At 65.2% G+C, this 18,020-nt stretch carries 17 protein-coding genes and 1 riboswitch; of the genes, 5 read left to right on the forward strand and 12 right to left on the reverse strand.

Annotated features, from left to right (window positions below; translation table 11 throughout):
- Positions 1 to 15: 15 nt before the first annotated feature.
- Positions 16 to 1,071: a cobalamin biosynthesis protein CobW gene (gene cobW, locus AC4NN3_RS17460; RefSeq protein ID WP_491928361.1), complete on the reverse strand. Its 1,056-nt coding sequence runs from the start codon at positions 1,069 to 1,071 to the stop codon at positions 16 to 18.
- Between the two features lie 130 nt (positions 1,072 to 1,201).
- Positions 1,202 to 1,382: riboswitch (cobalamin riboswitch) on the reverse strand.
- A 200-nt stretch (positions 1,383 to 1,582) separates the two neighbouring features.
- Between cobW and AC4NN3_RS17465 the strand changes: the two genes are divergently transcribed.
- Together AC4NN3_RS17465 and AC4NN3_RS17470 are read left to right on the forward strand one after the other, a co-directional pair.
- The gene (locus AC4NN3_RS17465) at positions 1,583 to 1,837 is read left to right on the forward strand and encodes a DUF2164 domain-containing protein (protein WP_491928362.1); all 255 of its coding nucleotides are present in this window, start codon (positions 1,583 to 1,585) and stop codon (positions 1,835 to 1,837) included.
- Positions 1,838 to 1,931: 94 nt separating this feature from the next.
- A complete protein-coding gene (locus tag AC4NN3_RS17470) occupies positions 1,932 to 2,288 on the forward strand; it encodes a DMT family protein (RefSeq protein WP_491928363.1) in 357 nt (118 codons plus the stop codon).
- 31 nt (positions 2,289 to 2,319) lie between these two features.
- Here the strand turns inward: AC4NN3_RS17470 and AC4NN3_RS17475 are convergent, their stop codons facing one another.
- Positions 2,320 to 3,339 carry a zinc ABC transporter substrate-binding protein gene (locus tag AC4NN3_RS17475; RefSeq protein ID WP_491928364.1) on the reverse strand — a complete coding sequence of 340 codons (1,020 nt, stop codon included), beginning with the start codon at positions 3,337 to 3,339 and terminating at the stop codon, positions 2,320 to 2,322.
- A gap of 145 nt (positions 3,340 to 3,484) precedes the next feature.
- Between AC4NN3_RS17475 and AC4NN3_RS17480 the strand changes: the two genes are divergently transcribed.
- From AC4NN3_RS17480 to AC4NN3_RS17490, 3 genes are read left to right on the forward strand one after another with little or no spacing between them, the layout of a single operon-like run.
- Positions 3,485 to 4,300: an ATP-binding cassette domain-containing protein gene (locus tag AC4NN3_RS17480; RefSeq protein ID WP_491928365.1), complete on the forward strand. Its 816-nt coding sequence runs from the start codon at positions 3,485 to 3,487 to the stop codon at positions 4,298 to 4,300.
- Entirely contained in the window at positions 4,290 to 5,108 is an 819-nt protein-coding gene (locus tag AC4NN3_RS17485; RefSeq protein ID WP_491928429.1) for a metal ABC transporter permease, read from the forward strand. The genes AC4NN3_RS17480 and AC4NN3_RS17485 overlap by 11 nt, the downstream gene beginning before the upstream one ends.
- Positions 5,098 to 5,514 carry a Fur family transcriptional regulator gene (locus AC4NN3_RS17490; RefSeq protein ID WP_491928366.1) on the forward strand — a complete coding sequence of 139 codons (417 nt, stop codon included), beginning with the start codon at positions 5,098 to 5,100 and terminating at the stop codon, positions 5,512 to 5,514. Before AC4NN3_RS17485 ends, AC4NN3_RS17490 begins: the two co-directional genes overlap by 11 nt.
- A 4-nt stretch (positions 5,515 to 5,518) precedes the next feature.
- On the opposite strand, the gene rsmD is transcribed toward AC4NN3_RS17490, so the two are convergent.
- The 10 genes from rsmD to AC4NN3_RS17540 form a co-directional block, all read right to left on the reverse strand.
- Positions 5,519 to 6,082 carry a 16S rRNA (guanine(966)-N(2))-methyltransferase RsmD gene (gene rsmD / locus AC4NN3_RS17495; protein ID WP_491928367.1) on the reverse strand — a complete coding sequence of 188 codons (564 nt, stop codon included), beginning with the start codon at positions 6,080 to 6,082 and terminating at the stop codon, positions 5,519 to 5,521.
- A gap of 3 nt (positions 6,083 to 6,085) precedes the next feature.
- Positions 6,086 to 8,356 carry a pseudouridine synthase gene (locus AC4NN3_RS17500; RefSeq protein ID WP_491928368.1) on the reverse strand — a complete coding sequence of 757 codons (2,271 nt, stop codon included), beginning with the start codon at positions 8,354 to 8,356 and terminating at the stop codon, positions 6,086 to 6,088.
- 102 nt (positions 8,357 to 8,458) lie between these two features.
- Entirely contained in the window at positions 8,459 to 9,166 is a 708-nt protein-coding gene (locus AC4NN3_RS17505; protein ID WP_491928369.1) for a hypothetical protein, read from the reverse strand.
- Positions 9,167 to 9,250: 84 nt separating this feature from the next.
- Positions 9,251 to 9,814: a signal peptidase II gene (lspA, locus tag AC4NN3_RS17510; RefSeq protein ID WP_491928370.1), complete on the reverse strand. Its 564-nt coding sequence runs from the start codon at positions 9,812 to 9,814 to the stop codon at positions 9,251 to 9,253.
- A 62-nt stretch (positions 9,815 to 9,876) separates the two neighbouring features.
- Positions 9,877 to 12,876, reverse strand: coding sequence for an isoleucine--tRNA ligase (gene ileS, locus AC4NN3_RS17515; RefSeq protein ID WP_491928371.1), 3,000 nt, complete (start codon positions 12,874 to 12,876; stop codon positions 9,877 to 9,879).
- Positions 12,877 to 12,972: 96 nt separating this feature from the next.
- Positions 12,973 to 13,947, reverse strand: a complete 975-nt coding sequence (locus AC4NN3_RS17520; protein ID WP_491928372.1) for a bifunctional riboflavin kinase/FAD synthetase — start codon at positions 13,945 to 13,947, stop codon at positions 12,973 to 12,975.
- 6 nt (positions 13,948 to 13,953) lie between these two features.
- Positions 13,954 to 14,820, reverse strand: coding sequence for a TIGR01459 family HAD-type hydrolase (locus AC4NN3_RS17525; RefSeq protein ID WP_491928373.1), 867 nt, complete (start codon positions 14,818 to 14,820; stop codon positions 13,954 to 13,956).
- 32 nt (positions 14,821 to 14,852) lie between these two features.
- The gene (locus tag AC4NN3_RS17530; RefSeq protein ID WP_491928374.1) at positions 14,853 to 15,395 is read right to left on the reverse strand and encodes a nucleoside/nucleotide kinase family protein; all 543 of its coding nucleotides are present in this window, start codon (positions 15,393 to 15,395) and stop codon (positions 14,853 to 14,855) included.
- Between the two features lie 6 nt (positions 15,396 to 15,401).
- Complete coding sequence (locus AC4NN3_RS17535) at positions 15,402 to 16,649, reverse strand: EAL domain-containing protein (protein ID WP_491928375.1); 1,248 nt, start codon at positions 16,647 to 16,649, stop codon at positions 15,402 to 15,404.
- A gap of 111 nt (positions 16,650 to 16,760) precedes the next feature.
- Positions 16,761 to 17,966: an ROK family transcriptional regulator gene (locus AC4NN3_RS17540; RefSeq protein WP_491928376.1), complete on the reverse strand. Its 1,206-nt coding sequence runs from the start codon at positions 17,964 to 17,966 to the stop codon at positions 16,761 to 16,763.
- Positions 17,967 to 18,020: the final 54 nt, after the last annotated feature.

Here is an 18,020-nt window from a genome sequence, read left to right on the forward strand (position 1 = left end):
CGACGCAAGAGCGCATTATGCGGCGACGGCGAGCGCTCGCTGCAGACTGGCGGTAATCGCGGCGCGGTCGAGCGGGCTTTCGCCGATGACAACCAAAGCCGTGTCGCGGCTTTCGCCGGTCTTCCAGGGGCGGTCGAAATAGGCGCTGACGCGGGGGCCGACGGCCTGGATGGCGAGGCGGGCATTGGCGCCGGGAACGGCGGCAAAGCCCTTGAGACGCAGCACGTCATGCTCGCGGATGGTGGCCTCGATGATGGCGAGCAGCTCATCCTTGCCGGCAATGGACGGCAGGCGGATGGAGAAGCTGTCGAAATCGTCGTGCTCGTGCGTCTGGCCGCCGTGCTCAAGCTCGTGATGGCTTGGGCGGTTGGCAATATCGTCCTCGCTGCCCATACCCAGGCCGAGCAGAGCCGTGATATCGACATGGCCATTGCTGGCGCGGATGACGCCGACGCCGGGGCGCAGTTCGGCGCGGATATTGGCCTCGACCTTGTCGAGCATGGCGGCGTCGAGCAGATCGGCCTTGTTGATGACGACCAGATCGGCCACCGAAAGCTGATCCTCGAACAGTTCGCCCAAGGGCGTCTCGTGATCGAGCATTTCGTCCTGGCGGCGCTGGGCGTCGACGGCCGCTTCGTCGCTGGCAAAACGGCCTTCGGCCAGAGCCGAGGCGTCGGCGACGGTGACGATGCCGTCAATGGTGACCTGGGCCTTGATTTCGGGCCAGTTGAAGGCGCGGATCAGCGGCTGGGGCAAAGCCAGGCCGGAGGTCTCGATAATGATGTGGTCGAACTTGTCGGGGCGGGCCAGCAAAGCCTGCATGGTGGGGATGAACTCGTCGGCCACGGTGCAGCAGATGCAGCCATTGGAGAGCTCGATCATGTCCTCCTCGCGGCAGGTTTCATCGCCACAGCCGGCCAGGATATCCTTGTCGACGCCGAGATCGCCGAACTCATTGATGATCAGGGCAATGCGCTTGCCCTTGGGGGCATGGGCCAGCAGGTGGCGCACGAGGGTGGTCTTGCCGGCGCCGAGAAAGCCGGTGATGACGGTGGTGGGAATCTTGCTCATGCCGGCACCCCGCAAAGGCGGCAGCTGGGCAGGACGGAATTGGGGCAGCATAGGGTCTGCGTCATGACATCTCCTGGCCGTCCACCCGACGGCGCAAAGGGTTAAGGGCTCTGCGCCCGGATGGTGTGATGGCAGGTCTCCTGGCTCGCGGTGATCACCACGCCCCTCGCCTTCCCGGCAGCTTGGCTGCCAGTGGCAATTGAGGGGAATGCACCGCTTACAGTTGCGGGGGCAGCCACGGTCTTGCGCCCTGATGGGTACGTCGCACCGTGTTCCCTTAGTCCAGCACAAGCGCGTCAAACGCCTGAACCGGGTATCCTTCCGGCACGGAGCCTTCGGGAACCAACACGGGAAGTGGTGTGCCACCAAATGGCGCGGACTGCAATGTCTGGCCGGCCGTTGCACGGAAAAGGCGGCCGACGTCAAGCCGAGAGGGGCGCAAAGGCGGCGATTTCCGCCCGGCAGCGGCAGGCGACTCGGGCTAGATCAGGACAGAGCCAGGAGACGCGCGATGAAACCGATCAAGTTCAGCAAGGACGAAACCAAGGCCATTGTCGGGGAGATCAAGGATTATTTCCGCGAGGAACTCGACCAGGAGATCGGCAGCATACCGGCTGAACTGCTGATGGCGTTCTTTGCGGAAAAGATGGGCGCCTATTACTACAATCGCGGGGTCTATGACGCCCAGAGCGCGCTCAAGGAGCGGATGGACAGCCTGCATGACGACCTCTACGGGCTCGAGCAGAAGACCAAGCATACCCGCTGAGCGGGCGAGACCTGCAAGAAACCGACTTTCCGAGGGCAGACAGTCCGGCTAGATAGCGCCGCCGGCTGCTGACCGGTTTGTTGAGGAGGAAGCCTTGGGCTTCAATTTTGCCACGCTGGCCCCGATCGGGCTGCTGCTTGCATCCAATGTGTTCATGACCTTTGCCTGGTACGGGCACCTGAAATGGCCCGGCTCGGCGTTGTGGGCGGCGGTGCTGATCAGCTGGGGCATTGCGTTTTTCGAGTATTGGCTGGCCGTGCCGGCCAACCGGATCGGCTATGGCGTCTATTCGGGGGCCGAGCTCAAGACCATCCAGGAGGTGATCTCGCTGTCGGTCTTCGTGCTGTTTGCGGTGTTCTACCTGGGCGAGAAGCTGACCTGGAACCACGGCATCGGCTTCGGCATGATCGCGCTGGGGGCGTTCTTCATCTTCAAGGGGCCGCTGAAATAGCCAGCCCGGCGGACCGGGCTGGCAGAGCGCATTAGCCGAGGCAATCGACCAGGCTGGTGGCAAGGCCGCGCAGCAGGGTGGGATAGAGGTCGGGGCCTTCGGTGAGGGCGCCGCCTTCGGGGTCGAGAACACCAGCCTTGGCCGGCGTGCCCTCGATGATGGCCGAGATGATGGTGGGTTCGAAATTGGGTTCGGCAAAGACGCAGGTGGCGCCGAGCGTGCCGACCTTGGCCTTGAGTTCGTCAATGCGGGCGGCGCCGGGCGCCACCTCGGGGCTGACGGTGACCGAGCCGGCGACATTGAGACCGAAGCGGCTTTCAAAATACTGGTAGGCGTCGTGGAAGACGATGAAGGGCTTGTCGGCGACTGGCGCCAGGGTGGTGCTGAGTTCTGCCTGCAGCGCGTCGAGCTTGACCAGCTCGGCCGCGGCATTGGCCTGGTAGGCTGTCGCATTGTCGGGATCGGCGGCGGCCAAGGTGGTGGCGATCTGGGCGACCATCAACTTGGCATTTTGCGGATCGAGCCAGAAATGCATGTCGCCTTCGCCATGCTCGTCATGGTCATGGCCTTCGTGGTCGTCATGGCCCTCTTCGGCGGCGTGGTCGGTGTGCTCAGCCGCGTCGGCATGGGCAGCGTGCTCTTCAGCGGTTTCGCCGCTGTGGTCGTGCTCCTCGCCTTCATGCATATGCGCCTCGAAGGCGCCGCCTTCGCGGACAGGCAGCAGCGTAATGCCGGGGGCGTCGGCGAGTTCGACCACTTGCGCTTGGGTGGCCAGGGTGTCGAGGGCGTCGGCGAGGAAGAGCTCCATGCCATGGCCGGTCCAGAAGACGATGTCGGCCGATTCCAGTGCGCCGGCATCGGAGGGGCGCAGGGCATAGGTATGGGGCGAAGCGGAGCCCTTGACGATGAGGGTGGGCTCGCCGACGCCGGCCATGACGGCAGCCACCAGGGAGTGGACGGGCTTGATGGAGGCCACGACATTGGGCGTGGCGATGGCTGTGGAGGTGAGGAGCGCCGTGGCCAGCAGGGTGAGCGGGGCGAACAGTTTCATCGGCGGAACCTCTTGTCGATGGGGTGGGGAGCGACATATGTAATGTTATTACGCTTGCGACGGTGTTATGCTATAACGTATTAACGGTCGTCAAGGGGCTGTGGATAGCGCATGGCGGTGTTGCGGCCAGGAGCCCCAACAATAGATGGACTGGTTTATGGACGCGCGGGCTAACAAGGAAATCCTGATTACGCTGAGCAATGCCGGCGTGTCGCGCGGCGGGCGCCAGCTGGTGAGCGGCGTCGACATGACCATTGCGCGCGGCGAGATCGTGACGCTGATCGGGCCGAACGGCTCGGGCAAATCCACCACGGCAAAGCTGGCGACCGGCGTGCTCAAGCCCGATACAGGCAGCGTGACGCGGCAGCCGGGGCTGCGCATCGGCTATGTGCCGCAGAAACTGACGGTGGACTGGACCCTGCCGCTGACGGTGGACCGGCTGATGACGCTGACCGGGCGGTTTTCGGCCGTCGAGATCGATGCGGCACTCGAAGCCGTGGGCGCGGCGCGGCTGCGCCGGGCAGCGGTGCAGGAGCTGTCGGGCGGGGAATTCCAGCGCGTGCTGTTTGCCCGGGCAATGATCCGCAAGCCGGACCTGCTGGTGCTGGACGAGCCGGTGCAGGGGGTCGATTTTTCCGGCGAGATCGCGCTTTACGACCTGATCCGGCAGATCCGGGACACGACGCATAGCGGCATATTGATGATCAGCCATGACCTGCATGTGGTGATGGCGGAGACCGATACGGTGATCTGCCTGAACGGCCATGTGTGCTGCACCGGCACGCCCTCGGCGGTCAAACGAAGCCCGGAATATCTCAAGCTGTTCGGCGCTGAAGCGGCGCGCACGCTGGCCATCTACGAGCACCATCACGACCATGCGCATCATGAGGATGGCTGCGTGATCGGTGCTGACGATGGGCATCATCATCATGACCATGCGGGGCACGACCATGTTCGGTGACTATTTTTCCCGCGCGCTGATTGCCGGCGTGGGGCTGGCGCTGGTGGCCGGACCGCTGGGTTGTTTCGTGGTGTGGCGACGCATGGCCTATTTCGGCGACACCATGGCGCATTCGGCGCTGCTGGGCGTGGCGCTCAGCATCATCCTCTCCATCAACATGACGCTGGGCGTGTTCGCCGTGGCGGCGCTGGTGGCCGGCGCACTGATTGTGCTGCAGCGGCAGGCGACGCTGTCGACCGATGCGCTGCTGGGCATATTGAGCCATTCGACGCTGGCGGTGGGGCTGGTGCTGGTGGGATTCCTCACCACGGTGCGCATCGATCTGATGGGTTTCCTGTTCGGCGATATCCTGGCCGTATCGGTGGAAGACATCGTCATCATCTATGGCGGCGGCGTAGCCATCCTGACCATTCTCATCCTGGCCTGGCGGCCGCTGCTGGCCTCAACGGTCAGCGCCGAACTGGCCGAGGCCGAGGGGCTGCGGCCGGAGGCGAGCCGGCTGGTGCTGATGATCCTGATGGCCAGTGTCATTGCCATCGCCATGAAGCTGGTGGGCGTGCTGCTGATCACCTCGCTGCTGATCATTCCGGCAGCGACGGCGCGGCGGCTGAGCGCGACGCCGGAAATGATGGCCGGCGTGGCGGCGGTGCTCGGCGCCATTGCGGTAGTGGGCGGGTTGTTCGGGTCACGAACCTGGGATACCGCGTCGGGCCCCTCTATCGTGGTGATGGCGCTTGTTATATTTTTGCTGTCGCTGACCGTGCCGGTCACGCGATTGTTCGGGCGGAGAGACCACCATGGCGCATAGTCACGACGTACCAACCGACCTGACGCGCAATCAGGGACTGGTGCTGGGCGCGCTCAACCATTCGGTGGGGCCGCTGAGCGCCTATGACATTCTCGACAAGCTGCGCGGCGACGGGCTGCGGGCGCCGCTGCAGGTCTATCGCGCGCTCGACAAACTGGTGGAACGCGGCCTGGCGCACCGGCTGGAATCGCTGAATGCCTTCGTCGCCTGTGCGGACGAACATTGCCACCGCAAGGGGCTGATCGCCTTTGCCATCTGCGCCAATTGCGGCAAGGTGGATGAGTTTGCCGATGCGGTGATCGAGGAGCGCCTGGGCGAATGGGCCGGCGCCAAGGGCTTCAAGGTGGAGCGCACGACGATGGAGATCCGCGGCAAGTGCGCAGCATGCGTCGCGGCGGCGGCTTAGGGAGCTACGGGCTCTCGCCAAAGCTCAAGAATTGCACGGCGGCGGAGCCGTAGACGCGGCGGTCGTCGAGGATGAAGGGTGCCGGGATGGTGATCTCGGCCGTGGCGCTTTCCTCAAAGACGAGGGTGGCGCCGGGGGTGAGCCAGCCGCCTTTGGCGAGGCCTGCCAAAGCCAGTTCGCCCAGACCCTGGCCATAGGGCGGGTCGAGAAACACCAGATCGAACTTGCCGAAGGTGCCGGTGGGACCCAGATCCACGGCATCGCGACGCAACAGTTTGGTGATGCCGCCGACGCCGAAGGCCTCGATGTGATCGCGCACCAGGCCCCGGGCCTCGGCGCCCATGTCGACAAAGGTGGCGTGGGCGGCGCCGCGCGACAGGGCTTCAAAGCCGAGGGCGCCGGTACCGGCAAACAGATCGAGCACGCGGATGCCCTCGAAGACCGGCCCCAGCCGCGAGGCCAGGATATTGAACATGGACTCGCGGACCCGATCGGCCGTCGGACGAATGGAATCGTCCGACGGGGAGATCAACTGCTTGCCCTTGAACTTACCGGCAACGATCCGCATGGCTTAGGCCTTGGGACGACGCGGCGCCGCGGGGCGACCACCGCCTCCAGACGGACGACCGCCCGAGGACGGACGGCCAGCGCCACCAGAGGGACGACCACCACCGGCCGGGCGCCCTGCCCCACCGGCGGGGCGCCCGCCTGGCTTGCCAAAGCCACCGGGCTTGCCATAGCCGCCTGGCTTGGGACCGCGCTGCGGCGCGGCGCCATCGCGCTTGGGATAGGGCTTGCCGTCGGGACGCATCTTGGGCTTGCCATAGGTCTTGGCTTCGGAGCCGAGATTGTCGCGACCCGGGCGCGAAGCGCGGTCAGGACGCGGCGATGATGCGGGGCGTGGCCGATCCGAATAGGAAGGACGCTCGGCGCGATCGGCATAGACCGGACGATCGCCTTCCGGACGATAGGCGCGGACCGGCTTGTCGGAGAAGTTGCGGCCGGGACGCTTGGCCTCGCCGGTAAAGGCGGCGCCAGCGCCGCGCTCATTGTCGGGACGCAGACGCGGCTCGAAGGCCGGGCGTTCGCCACCGCCGGCATCGCTACGACGCGGGCCGCGTGGCGTGCCGGTGAACTCGCGGTCACGCGGCGGCCGCGAACCGCCCTCGGGACGGGTGCGTGGCGCAAAATTGGCGGGGCGACCCCCAGCAGCGTCGTCGCGGCGCGGGCCGCGCGGGGTGCCGGTGAACTCACGGTCGCGCGGGGGACGCGCACCGCCTTCGGGCCTCGTGCGCGGCTCGAAGCTGCGGGCGGGACGCTCGCCGAAATCGCGGGCTGGACGCTCGGCAGATGGACGACCAGCACCGGGACGGCTGGCGCCCGGACGGGTGCCGACAGGACGATCGCCATAGGGGCGGGCCGGACGATCGCCGTCTTCGCGACGGGGACCGCGGGGCTTGTCGCCAAAGGCCTTCTTGTCACCATAGGGCTTCTTGTCGGCATAGGCCGGCTTGTCACCATAGGGTTTGCGATCGCCGGCATAAGCAGGCTTGTCACCGTAAGGCTTCTTGCCGGCAAAGGCGGGCTTGTCGCCATAGGGTTTCTTATCGCCGTATGGCTTCTTGTCGCCATAGGGCTTCTTGTCGGCGAAGGGCTTCTTGTCGCCCGGCTTGCCGCCGCCGGCGGCGCGCGGGGGCGCCTTCTTGCCATAGGTGGCAGCGGACTGATCATCAGGATCGCGCCAGGTCGTGGCCTTGCCGAGGTTCTTTTTCACAAATTCTTCCGGCGCACGGCCGTCCTCATCAAAATGGATATGGCGCGGGGGTGGCGCCTCTTCTTCGTCGCGCGGATCGAGCCGCTTGCCGGTGGGTTTGCGGGAGTCGAAGCGACCGGGGCGATCCTGGCGCGGCCGTTCGGCGCGCCGCTCTTCCTCGGTCTGTTCGGCGCCATCGGTAAAGCGGAAGCGCTGGCGGGCGATTTCCACGGTATTGGTGCCGCGGCCGGTGAGGCGATCACGGGTGGGCTTGCCTTCGAGCGCGCTCGGCTCAGGCATTTCGCTGTCGAAGTCGACATCGGCCGCATCGGCGAGCTTCTTGCCGAGCTGGTCGCGCAGCATCTTGGCCTTGATGGTCTCGATGCCGCCGACGGGAATGTCGCCGAGCTGGAAGGGGCCATAGCTGACGCGTATCAGGCGGTTGACCTCTAGGCCGAGGGCGCCCAGCACGTTTTTGACTTCGCGGTTCTTGCCTTCGCGCAAGGCCAGGACCAGCCAGACATTGGCGCCCTGCTCGCGCTCCAGCGTGGCTTCGATGGCGCCATAGCGGACGCCGTCGATTTCCATGCCGTCCTTGAGCTTGTCGAGCGCCGCCTGGGTGACCGAGCCATGGGCGCGCACGCGATAGCGGCGCAGCCAGCCGGTGGCGGGTAGTTCAAGCACGCGCTTGAGGCCACCATCATTGGTGAGCAGCAGCAGGCCTTCGGTATTGATGTCGAGACGGCCGACGGTAACGACGCGCGGCAGGCCATGGGTTTCGAGATGCTCGAAAATGGTCTCGCGGCCTTCAGGGTCCTTCTCGGTGACCACGAGGCCAGCGGGCTTGTGATAAAGCCAGACGCGGGTGCCCTGGCGGGCGGCCAGCGGGGCGCCATCGACCATAACCTTGTCGCGGTCGGTCACGTTGAAGGCGGGGGTCATCACCTTCTTGCCGTTGACCACGACGCGGCCCTCGGTGATCCACACCTCGGCATCGCGGCGGGAGCAGAGCCCGGAGCGGGCTATGACCTTGGCGAGACGGTCGCCGGTATCGGGCTTGGCGGGGGTGGCGTCGTTCAATTCGCGCATTGCGTGCGGCTTTCATGTCATGCGGGACCCATAGGGGCGGCGCAGAAAGGAGAAAGCGGCCGGATCATCCGGCCGCCTTGCAGAAAGGAGTAGTAGCGAAACCTACTGGAGAGTGGTTTCTTTCTCGCTGAGACCCACGCCGATATTGGTCATGGGGCTCGAGATCACCTCACCGGAGCCGCGACGCAGTGCATTGCGCACTTCGGCAGGACATTTCGGATCGTTGATCGAGACCAGGACACCACCGGGCGCCGAGCAGATCAGCTCCGCATCGCCGACGCGGGTAAAATACTCATCGGGTGGCATATAGAGGGGCCGCGAGGAATTGTCGACACGCACATCGCGATTGGCGGCACGCATGCGGGCGGTGAGGGCACGCGCCTCTTCCTCGGTCAGGGGGCGACCGGCAACGGAGCGCAGATCGACGACACGAGCATTGCGCAGACGCTGGATATCGGCATCGGTCAGGTTGCTGGCGTCGATCTGGACGCTATCGCTATCCTTGGGCAGCTGGGCGGCGACAACGGTGGTAGTCGGCGCCGGCAGTGCCTGGCCGGATGCCGGCAGCACCAAGGGCGCGCGAGCATGGGTCAGGTCTTCCTTGGGCGCCTCGCCGGGGATCAGGCCGATGCCGTGGGCGGTGGAACTCATGACCTCGCGCTCGAAGGTACCCACATCGGTCAGCGCATTGGTGCCTTCCACGGTGGTGCAGGCAGCCAGCGCCAGACCCAGCACGATAGTGAGGGCGACCGAAGCGGCCCGGCTGGCAGCACCAAGAGCAGTCTGCTGCCCCGTCATTGCAATACGCATGAAACGTCCTTCAAGATGTCCGCGGCGCTTATAGCGCATCTTGTGCCCTAAGACCAGATTCTGGCAGCAAGGTGTTCGCCGGCGTCAAACCGGCGTTTTCCGAGGCCGGCCGAGCCCGAGCAGATCGGCGATCAGCAGAATGACACCGATGGTGATGGCGACATCGGCGATGTTGAAAATGTAGAACGACCAGCTGCCCCAGTGCAGGTGGAAGAAATCGGCCACCGCGCCGTAGAGCAGGCGATCGAGCGCATTGGACAGGGCGCCGCCGATGCAGAGGGCGAGGCCGACGCGGATCAGCGCGGTTTCGGCACGGACCCACCAGACCGAGAGCGCAGCTATGGCGACCAGCATGATGACCCCGAGGCTCCAGACCGGCAGGCCATCGAGCAGGCCATAGGAGACGCCGGTATTCCAGACCAGGACATAATCGAAGAAATCGGTGACGCGGATGATTTCGCCGCCGCGCCAACCGGTCATGGCGAAGGGGACGAAGCTGGTGAAGACCTCGACACAGGTCGCGGCACCGACGGCGATGCAGTCGTTCGAGACGTGGAAGGCCTTGTGGGCCCGATCAAGCCCGAAGGCGAGAATGGCCATGGTCAGGGAGACATAGACGGCGGGGTCGGTCAGCGATTTCAGGTTCACGTCGGGTATCCCCTCCTGGCCTCCCCCTGGACAGGGGGAGGGATCACATCGAGTTTGCGGGGCTAGAGCCCGGCCGCGGCGCGTTCGCGCAAGGCCTGGGCGTCGCGCGGGGACACGTCGGGATAATCCGGGTCGCTGCCCACTTCGGGCAGGACCTTCCAGGAGCGGGCGCAGCGCTGGCCTTGGGCCAGGCCCGGCACCACGGCAATGCCAGCGGCATCGTCGAGGCGGAAGGCATTGGCGGGGCCCTCGCCGGCCGCGACCGTGATGGCCGAGGTAATGGCGATCTCGGCCAGGTCCTGGCCGGTCAGAGCGGTCAGATAACGCTCATCGGCGATGAAGACGGTGGGCGCGGCTTCAAGCGAGGAACCGATATGCTTGTCGCGGCGCTCGATTTCAAGCGAGCCGGTGACGACGCGGCGGACCGCGCGGATCAGTTGCCACTTGGCGGCCAGATCATTGTTCAGCCACTCGCCCGGGACCTCGGGGAAGAGGCGCAGATGCACCGATGAGCCGGGACCGGGGTGCCGCTCGAGCCAGACCTCTTCCATGGTGAAGACCAGGATGGGGGCCAACCAGGCGGTGAGGCAATCAAAGAGGTGATTGAGCACTGTCAGCGCCGACTTGCGCTTGAGCGAGGAGATCGGCTCGCAATAGAGCGCATCCTTGCGGATGTCGAAGTAGAAGGCGCTGAGCTCGATATTCATGAAGTTGGTCAGTAGGGTGACGATCTTGCGATAGTCATATTCGAGGTAGGCGGCGCGCACCTGGGCATCGAGCTGGGCCAAGCGATGCAGCATGAGCTGCTCGAGCTCGGGCATGTCGCGGGCGTCGACGGCATCGGTGGGCTGGTAATGGGCCAGGTTGCCGAGCAGCCAGCGCAGCGTGTTGCGCAGCTTGCGATAGCTATCGACGGTGGTCTGGATGATCTCCTTGCCCAGGCGCAGATCCTCGGAATAGTCCGAGGAGGCGACCCAGAGGCGCAGGATATCGGCGCCATACTGCTTGATGATGTCCTGCGGGGCAACGGTATTGCCCAGCGACTTGCTCATCTTCTTGCCGTCGCCATCCATGGTGAAGCCATGGGTGAGCACGCTTTCATAGGGGGCGTGGCCATTGGTGGCGCAGCTTTCGAGCAGGCTGGAATGAAACCAGCCGCGATGCTGATCACTGCCCTCGAGATACATCGAGGCGGGGAATTTCAGATGCGGCCATTTCTGCTTGTTGCGCAGCACGAAGGCATGGGTGGAGCCGGAATCGAACCAGACGTCGAGCACGTCGCGGACCATTTCATAGTCATCGGCCGCATAGTCGGTGCCGAGGAAGCGCTGGGCGGCGCCATCCTGGTACCAGGCGTCGGCGCCCTCGGCCTCGAAAGCGTCGGCAATGCGGTGATTGACCACCTCGTCCTTGAGGATCTCGTTGGTCGCCTTGTTGACGAAGACGGTGATCGGCACGCCCCAGGCGCGCTGGCGGCTGAGCACCCAATCGGGGCGGTCGGCGATCATGGCGCGCAGACGGTTCTGCCCGGCGGCGGGATAGAACTTGGTGGCATCGATGGCGTTGAGGGCGCGATGGCGCAGGGTGTCGCCGGGCGCGCCCATGATGTCGCGGTCCATGTAGACGAACCACTGGGGCGTATTGCGGAAGATCACCGGCTTCTTGGAGCGCCAGGAATGGGGATAGGAATGCTTGACGCGGCCTCGGGCGACCATGGCATGGCGTTCGGCGAGGGCGGCGATGACGCGGTTATTGGCGTCGCCCTTCTTGCCATTATCATCGATGACGCGGGCGGGACCGCCTTCAGCATCGGGGCCGAGACCGGGGGCATCTTTGGTATAGAAGCCATCGTCGCCGACGACATAGGGGACGTCCGAGGAGATGCCCTTGTCGGCCAGCAGGCGCGTCGAATTCATCCAGATCTCGAAATCGTCGAGGCCATGGCCGGGCGCGGTATGGACGAAGCCGGTGCCGGCATCATCGGTGACGTGGTCGCCATCGAGAAGGGGCACGTCGAACTGATAGCCGCCGCCCAGGCCGCGCAGCGGGTGGTGGCACAGCAGGCTGGCGAGGGGGCCGACTTCGGTATCAAGGCGGCGATAGGCAGCAACCTTGGCCTTGGCGAAAACTTCAGCGGCCAGATTGTCGGCCAGCACATAGCGCTCGCCAACCTTGGCCCAGTTATCTGCCGGCGCATCGGTGATCTCGAACAGGCTATAGGCGATCTTTGACGAAAAGCTGATGGCCCGGTTCGCTGGGATCGTCCAGGGCGTGGTCGTCCAGATCACGACGGAGGCGCCATCCAGCTCGCCAAGGGCGCCGGCGCCCAGGGACTCAAACTGGCCATTGCCGCCCACGCGCTTGGCCTGCTTGGCTGCCACCGGGAACTTCACCCAGATGGTGTCGCTCTCGTAGTCGGCATATTCGATTTCGGCTTCGGCCAGCGCCGTGCGCTCGACAACGGACCACATGACGGGCTTGGAACCGCGATAGAGCTGGCCGGTGGTAGCCACCTGCATCAGTTCGCGGGCGATCTGTGCCTCGGCGTCAAAGCTCATGGTCAGGTAGGGATTGTCCCACTCGCCCAGAATGCCCAGGCGCTTGAATTCCTCGCGCTGCACGTCAACCCACTGCTCGGCAAAGGTGCGGCATTCCTGGCGGAATTCGACGATGGGGACGTCGTTCTTGTCCTTGCCCTTGGCGCGGTACTGTTCTTCGATCTTCCACTCGATGGGCAGGCCATGGCAGTCCCAGCCGGGCACATAGGCCGAGTTGAAGCCGAGCATCTGCATGGAGCGGCTCACCAGATCCTTGAGCGTCTTGTTGAGCGCGTGGCCGATATGGATATTGCCATTGGCGTAGGGAGGGCCGTCATGGATGGTGAAGAGCGGCCGATCCTTGGCCTGTTCGCGCTGCAGCGCAAAGATATCCATGTCTTCCCAGCGCTTGAGCCAGTCGGGCTCGCGCTGCGGCAGGCCGGCACGCATGGGGAACTCGGTCTGCGGCAGGAAGAGGGTAGCCGAATAGTCGGTTTCGGCGGCGCCTGTGACGGTATCGGTCATGGGGAACGGCAATCATGCTGGAGATTTTGGCTGCCTTTTAGCAAGGCAGGGCCCACGGGGCAAAGGCTGATTTGGGACAGCGGGCGGCAGCGGCAATCAGCCAAAGAAGCCCAGTTTGCTGTCAAGCGCGCCCAGGGGACGCGCGGTGCTAATCAGTGCTCGCGCCTTGTGGCTGTCGCGGTCCATGGCAGCGATCAGCTCATCGAGCCCGGAGAAGACCTCCTGGCCGCGGATATGGCCGATCAGGGCGACGGCAATGGTCTGGCCATAGATGTCGGCATCGAAATCGAACAGATGGGTCTCGAAGGGCGGGCGCTGGTTGTTGAACATGGGCTTGCCGAAGGCGGCGACGCCATCGAGCAGGCGCCCGCCCACCTTGGCGCGCACGGCGTAGACGCCCTGGGCCAGCTGGAAGCCCGCATGGGTGATAGTATTGGCAGTGGGATAGCCGAGCTCCCTGCCCCGCTGGTCGCCCTTGACCACGCAGCCATCGAAGAACCAGTGATAGCCGAGCAGACGATTAGCGGCGGTAACGGCGCCTTCGGACAAAGCGGCGCGGATGCGCGAGGAAGAAATCACCTCGTCGCCCTCATCCATCAGGTCGAGCGTTTCAACAGCAAAGCCCTGTTCATCGCCGGCGGCTTTGAGGAAGCTCGGGGTGCCGCGGCGCTGGCGGCCAAAGTGGAAATCGGCGCCGACGATGACGCCGGTGACGCCGAGCGCCTCGACAAGGAAGCGGGAGACGAAGTCCTCGGCCTCGATCTGGGAAAAGGCGCGGTCGAAATCGAGCACGGTGATGGCATCAAGGCCCAGGGCCTCGGCGAGGCGCGCCTTGGCATCGCCATCGGTGAGGCGGAACATGAAGGGAGCGGGCGCAAAGACGTCGCGCGGATGCGGCTCGAAGGTCAGCACCATGGCAGGGACGCCGGCGGCATCGGCGCGCGCCTTGAGCGTCGACAGCACCGTCTGGTGGCCGCGATGCATGCCATCGAAATTGCCGATAGCGACATAGGCGCCGCGCAGGGAAGCTGGCACGGCATCAAGGCTGGACAGGCGGACGAAAGCGCTCATCCAAGGCTACCAGGCCAGACGCGGCAGGAAGCCCGCCATGCGGGCACCGCTGGGCGCCACCAAATCGAGGATGGCCTGCGGATCGGGCTTGCCGAAGGCATCGAGTTCGGCGGCGTGGATGGAGCCGGTGACAAAGAGCAGATCGAGGCCGAACTGAGCCGCGCCGGTGGCATCGGTGCGCACGCTGTCGCCAATGGCCAGTACACGGGCCTTGTCGAGCGGCTTGCCGGCGGCCGCCTCGGCCATGCGAAAGGCCTCTTCATAGATCGGCCGATAGGGCTTGCCGGCCATCAGCACCATGCCGCCCATGGCGGCGTAGAGATCGCCCAGGGCACCGCCGCAATAGATGATCTTGTCGCCATGTTCGACGACGCGATCGGGATTGGCGCAGATCATGGGCAGCTTGCGCTCCAGCCAGTGCCGGGCGCGCTCGCGGTACATTTCGGGGGTATCGTCATCGCTGTCGAGATCGGTGACCACCACGGCCTGGGCCTCGTCAGCCGTGCCGCGCCGCACATTGAGCCCTTCGTAAAGCGCATCATCCTCGGTGGGTGGGCCGACGTGATGGATGGTCTTGCCGGCATATTTGGCGATCATGACGCGCGTGGCATCGCCCGAAGAGACGATGGCGTCATAGGCGTCGCGGGTGACGCCGAGACGATCGAGCATGTCGATCAGCGGGGCCGAGGGACGCGGTGCATTGGTGATGAAGACCACCTTGCCGCCCGCCTGGCGGAACCGGACCAGTGCATCGACGGCCGGCGGAAAGGCCGCCACGCCATTATGCACCACGCCCCAGACGTCGCTCAGCACGGCATCATAGCGGCCGGTAAGATCGGCAAGGCCGGAGATCGAGGGGAGCGGGCTGGTCATCGCGACTTTCCGATGCGGACAGGATGAGCGTTCTATGTGGCAGCTTGGGGGTGCGGATCAAGGGGAAAGACGTCGGTGGATGGCTGCCGTGCACCTGCCGGGAGCTGGAGCGACCGGGCGATCGCCGCCGCCGTGGCCCGCGGACCGGCCATGTCGGTGACGATCAGGTCGCTGAAGGGCCGGCTGGCATAGCCCTCTTCATGCATCTGGTGGGCGCGCTCGACCTCGCCGGGCGACAGGGGCCGGTTGCCGCGATCGATGAAGGCGATGGCGGGTGGCGGCGCCAGCGTCACGACGCGCAAAGCTGCATCCCTGAAAGCGGCCGCGACCAGCAAGCGCTGATAATCGGCCTCGCGCAATGGCACGGCGACGACGATGGTGCTGGCCAGAGTGGTGGCAATAAATTGCCCAATGCGCACGAAGGACGCCTCGATTCGCTGTTCGAGCGGCGCGTCGTTGGGAGCATCATGATCATCGCCATCGATGAATACGGCGCCGTCCAGCAGGTCCGCGAGTGCCCGGCCCGTTGTCGTCTTGCCGGCATTGATCGGCCCGTTGAGTACCAGGACGAGCACGACGGGCTAAAGCTCGGCGCGTCGCAGCACGGGGCGCGTGGGGCGGCTGGGTTCCACGACAAGATCGGGACGCACCGAACCGGGCGGCGCGATGTAGGGCCCCTGCACCAGGGTAATGCCATCCTCTAGCAGTTCGATGATCTGGCGCTCGCTGGCAATGCCGGTGGCCAGCAGCAGGACATCAAAGCGCGCGACATAATTGGCAATGTCGGCGGCGTGAAAATCAGTGAAGTTCTCGGGCGCCTCGATGAAGCGGGCCGCATCGATGCGCAGCGAGCGCACATTGCGCCCGGCCAGATCGCCGACATCGACCCGCAGCGAGCGCACGTTGAGGATGGAGAAGCCCGCCCCCTTGCGGGAGATGGCGTCGGTTACGGCGCGCTCGGGGGTGGTCAGGCCCTGCCAATCGGTTTCGCTGATGGCAAAGATCATGCCCTCGGCAATGAGCCGGTTGGCCTCGAGCGAGGCGAGCAGCTGCTCGGCGGCGGCGGCATCGCTCAGGGTGGCGCGCGACAGCGGAATATAGAGCTTGATGGGCTGCCCGCCTGCGCGTGCACGACGCCCAATGGTAATGGCCTCGACCAGACCCACGCCTTCGATATGGCGCATGACGTCGGGGCCGCCGCGGCGCGGCATGAAATCGACGCTGTCGGCGAGCTCGCCATCTTCGAGTCGCAGCCGGGGGACCAGGTCATAGCCCTGCGGCCGGCGCTGCGGCAGCGTGACGACGGGCTGAATGTGATAGACGAGGCGGTTTTCATTGAGCGCCTGGCGCACCATTTCGACCGGAATGGTGGGCTCGGGCTCGCGCGCCGGCGGCAGGGGCGCCTGAGGCGTCTGGGTGGCGGCAATCATGCGGTCGCGGGCGGCGGGCTGGGGCTTGGCCACCCGCTCCTCGATTTCGGCGACGGCCTCGGCGACCTGACGGATCACCGTGCCGAGCACGGAGATATCGGCTTCAACGCCCTCAAGGCGCTGCTCGGCATTGACGTCGGCCATGGCATTGATGCGCTGGCCCAGTACGGCGCCGGCCTGGGCATCGGTGGCGAGCAGGCGGGACAGGTCCTCGATGGCGCGTTCAAGGCGGTTTTCCGCGCGCTGGCGCAGGGAGCGCTCGAGCAGCACGACGCAGACACAGCCGAAGACTATGGCAGCAAGGATGGCCTCTGCGGGCGTGAACGTCAGCCCAAAATACGCCGTGGCACCGACGCCGGCCGCAGCAAGGGCAATGAACGTGTAGACCAGTGCCTGCACGGGCAAACCTATAAACCCACTTCAAGTGCCGGGATTCGGCATCCCCTCTTAACACCGTGTACCGGGCTGCAAAAGCCGCAGGCCGGCTCTTCCAAGGCTAATTGCGTGCCCTCAGGTGGAAAACAGTTTCCAGGCCCGCGAGAAGAAGCGCTGGAACAGCACCAGCTGGGCGGCGCCATTGGCGGCGGCCGAGGCGCCCAGATGACCCATTTCCACCGGCGGATGATCAGCGGTGAGGGTCGGCAGGGTGGCCAGGTGATGCTGCACGCGCTCCAGCAGGCGCTCGACGATGGGACGCGGCATGACGCCGTCGATGATCGACTTGTCCAGCTCGAGCACGGCATGGGTATTGACGATGGCATTGGCCAGCGCCAGGCCGGCGCTGTCGAGCCACTGGGTCACCACCGGCTCCATCGCGTTCCAATCCCAGTTGAATGGGCTGCCGCCGGGCACGGCCATGCCAGCCGAAGTCAGCTGGGCCTGCAGGGCACTAATCGAGGCCACCAGATGGACGAAGGTGGGCTTGCCCTGGGCGTCGGCAATCAGCATCGAGCCCAGATTGGCGGCATGGCCATTGCCTTCCCAAAGCTCGCCATTGGCGACCAGGCCGGCGCCGACAAAGGTGCCGATCTGGAAATAGGCAAAGCCCTGCGGCCGCGGCGAGGTCTGGGCAATGACTTCGGCCCAGCAGGCGGCATTGCCATCGTTGAACCACTGCACGGGCAGGCCGGTATCGGCGGCGATGCGCGCCACCAGATCAATCTCCCCCCACAGGGCCGCCTGGTCGTCAGGCGCCTGCACCTGGCCAATATTGCGCCCGATCTTGGAGGGCGTCGCCAGGCCGATGCCGGCCAGCCGCGCCCGCTGCAGATCGGTAAGGCCCGATTTGATGGTGGCCACTTCGGCGGCGATATCGGCAAAGATGGTGCGGGCATCCGGCCAAAGGTAACTGCGACGGACGCTGGCGAGGGTCTTGCCGGACATTTCGAGGACCAGCACCTCATAGTGGCGCCAGCCAATTTCAATGCCGATGGAGACGGCGCCCTGCGGATTGAGGAAGAGCGGGGTGGCTGGCTGGCCGCGCCGGCCGCGCAGCACGTCGCCGCGCATGACCAGGCCGCGCGACTCGAGTTCGGCAATGATGCGGGAGGTGGTCTGGGGGCCCAGCCCCGACAACCGGGCGACATCGGCGTTGGAGGCGCCCGGATTCACCGTAATCAGGGTCAGCACGGCCCGCTCATTGGTGATGCGCACACCAGACTGAGCAACGCCGCGAGACAATGGATTGAATTCGGCCGTCTCGGAATTCTTTTGCATGGCGTGACTTAACCGACTGGCGTGACTGCAATCAAGTCCAATGCAGTATTGATT

Source organism: Devosia sp. MDV22-iso42, assembly GCF_058629155.1.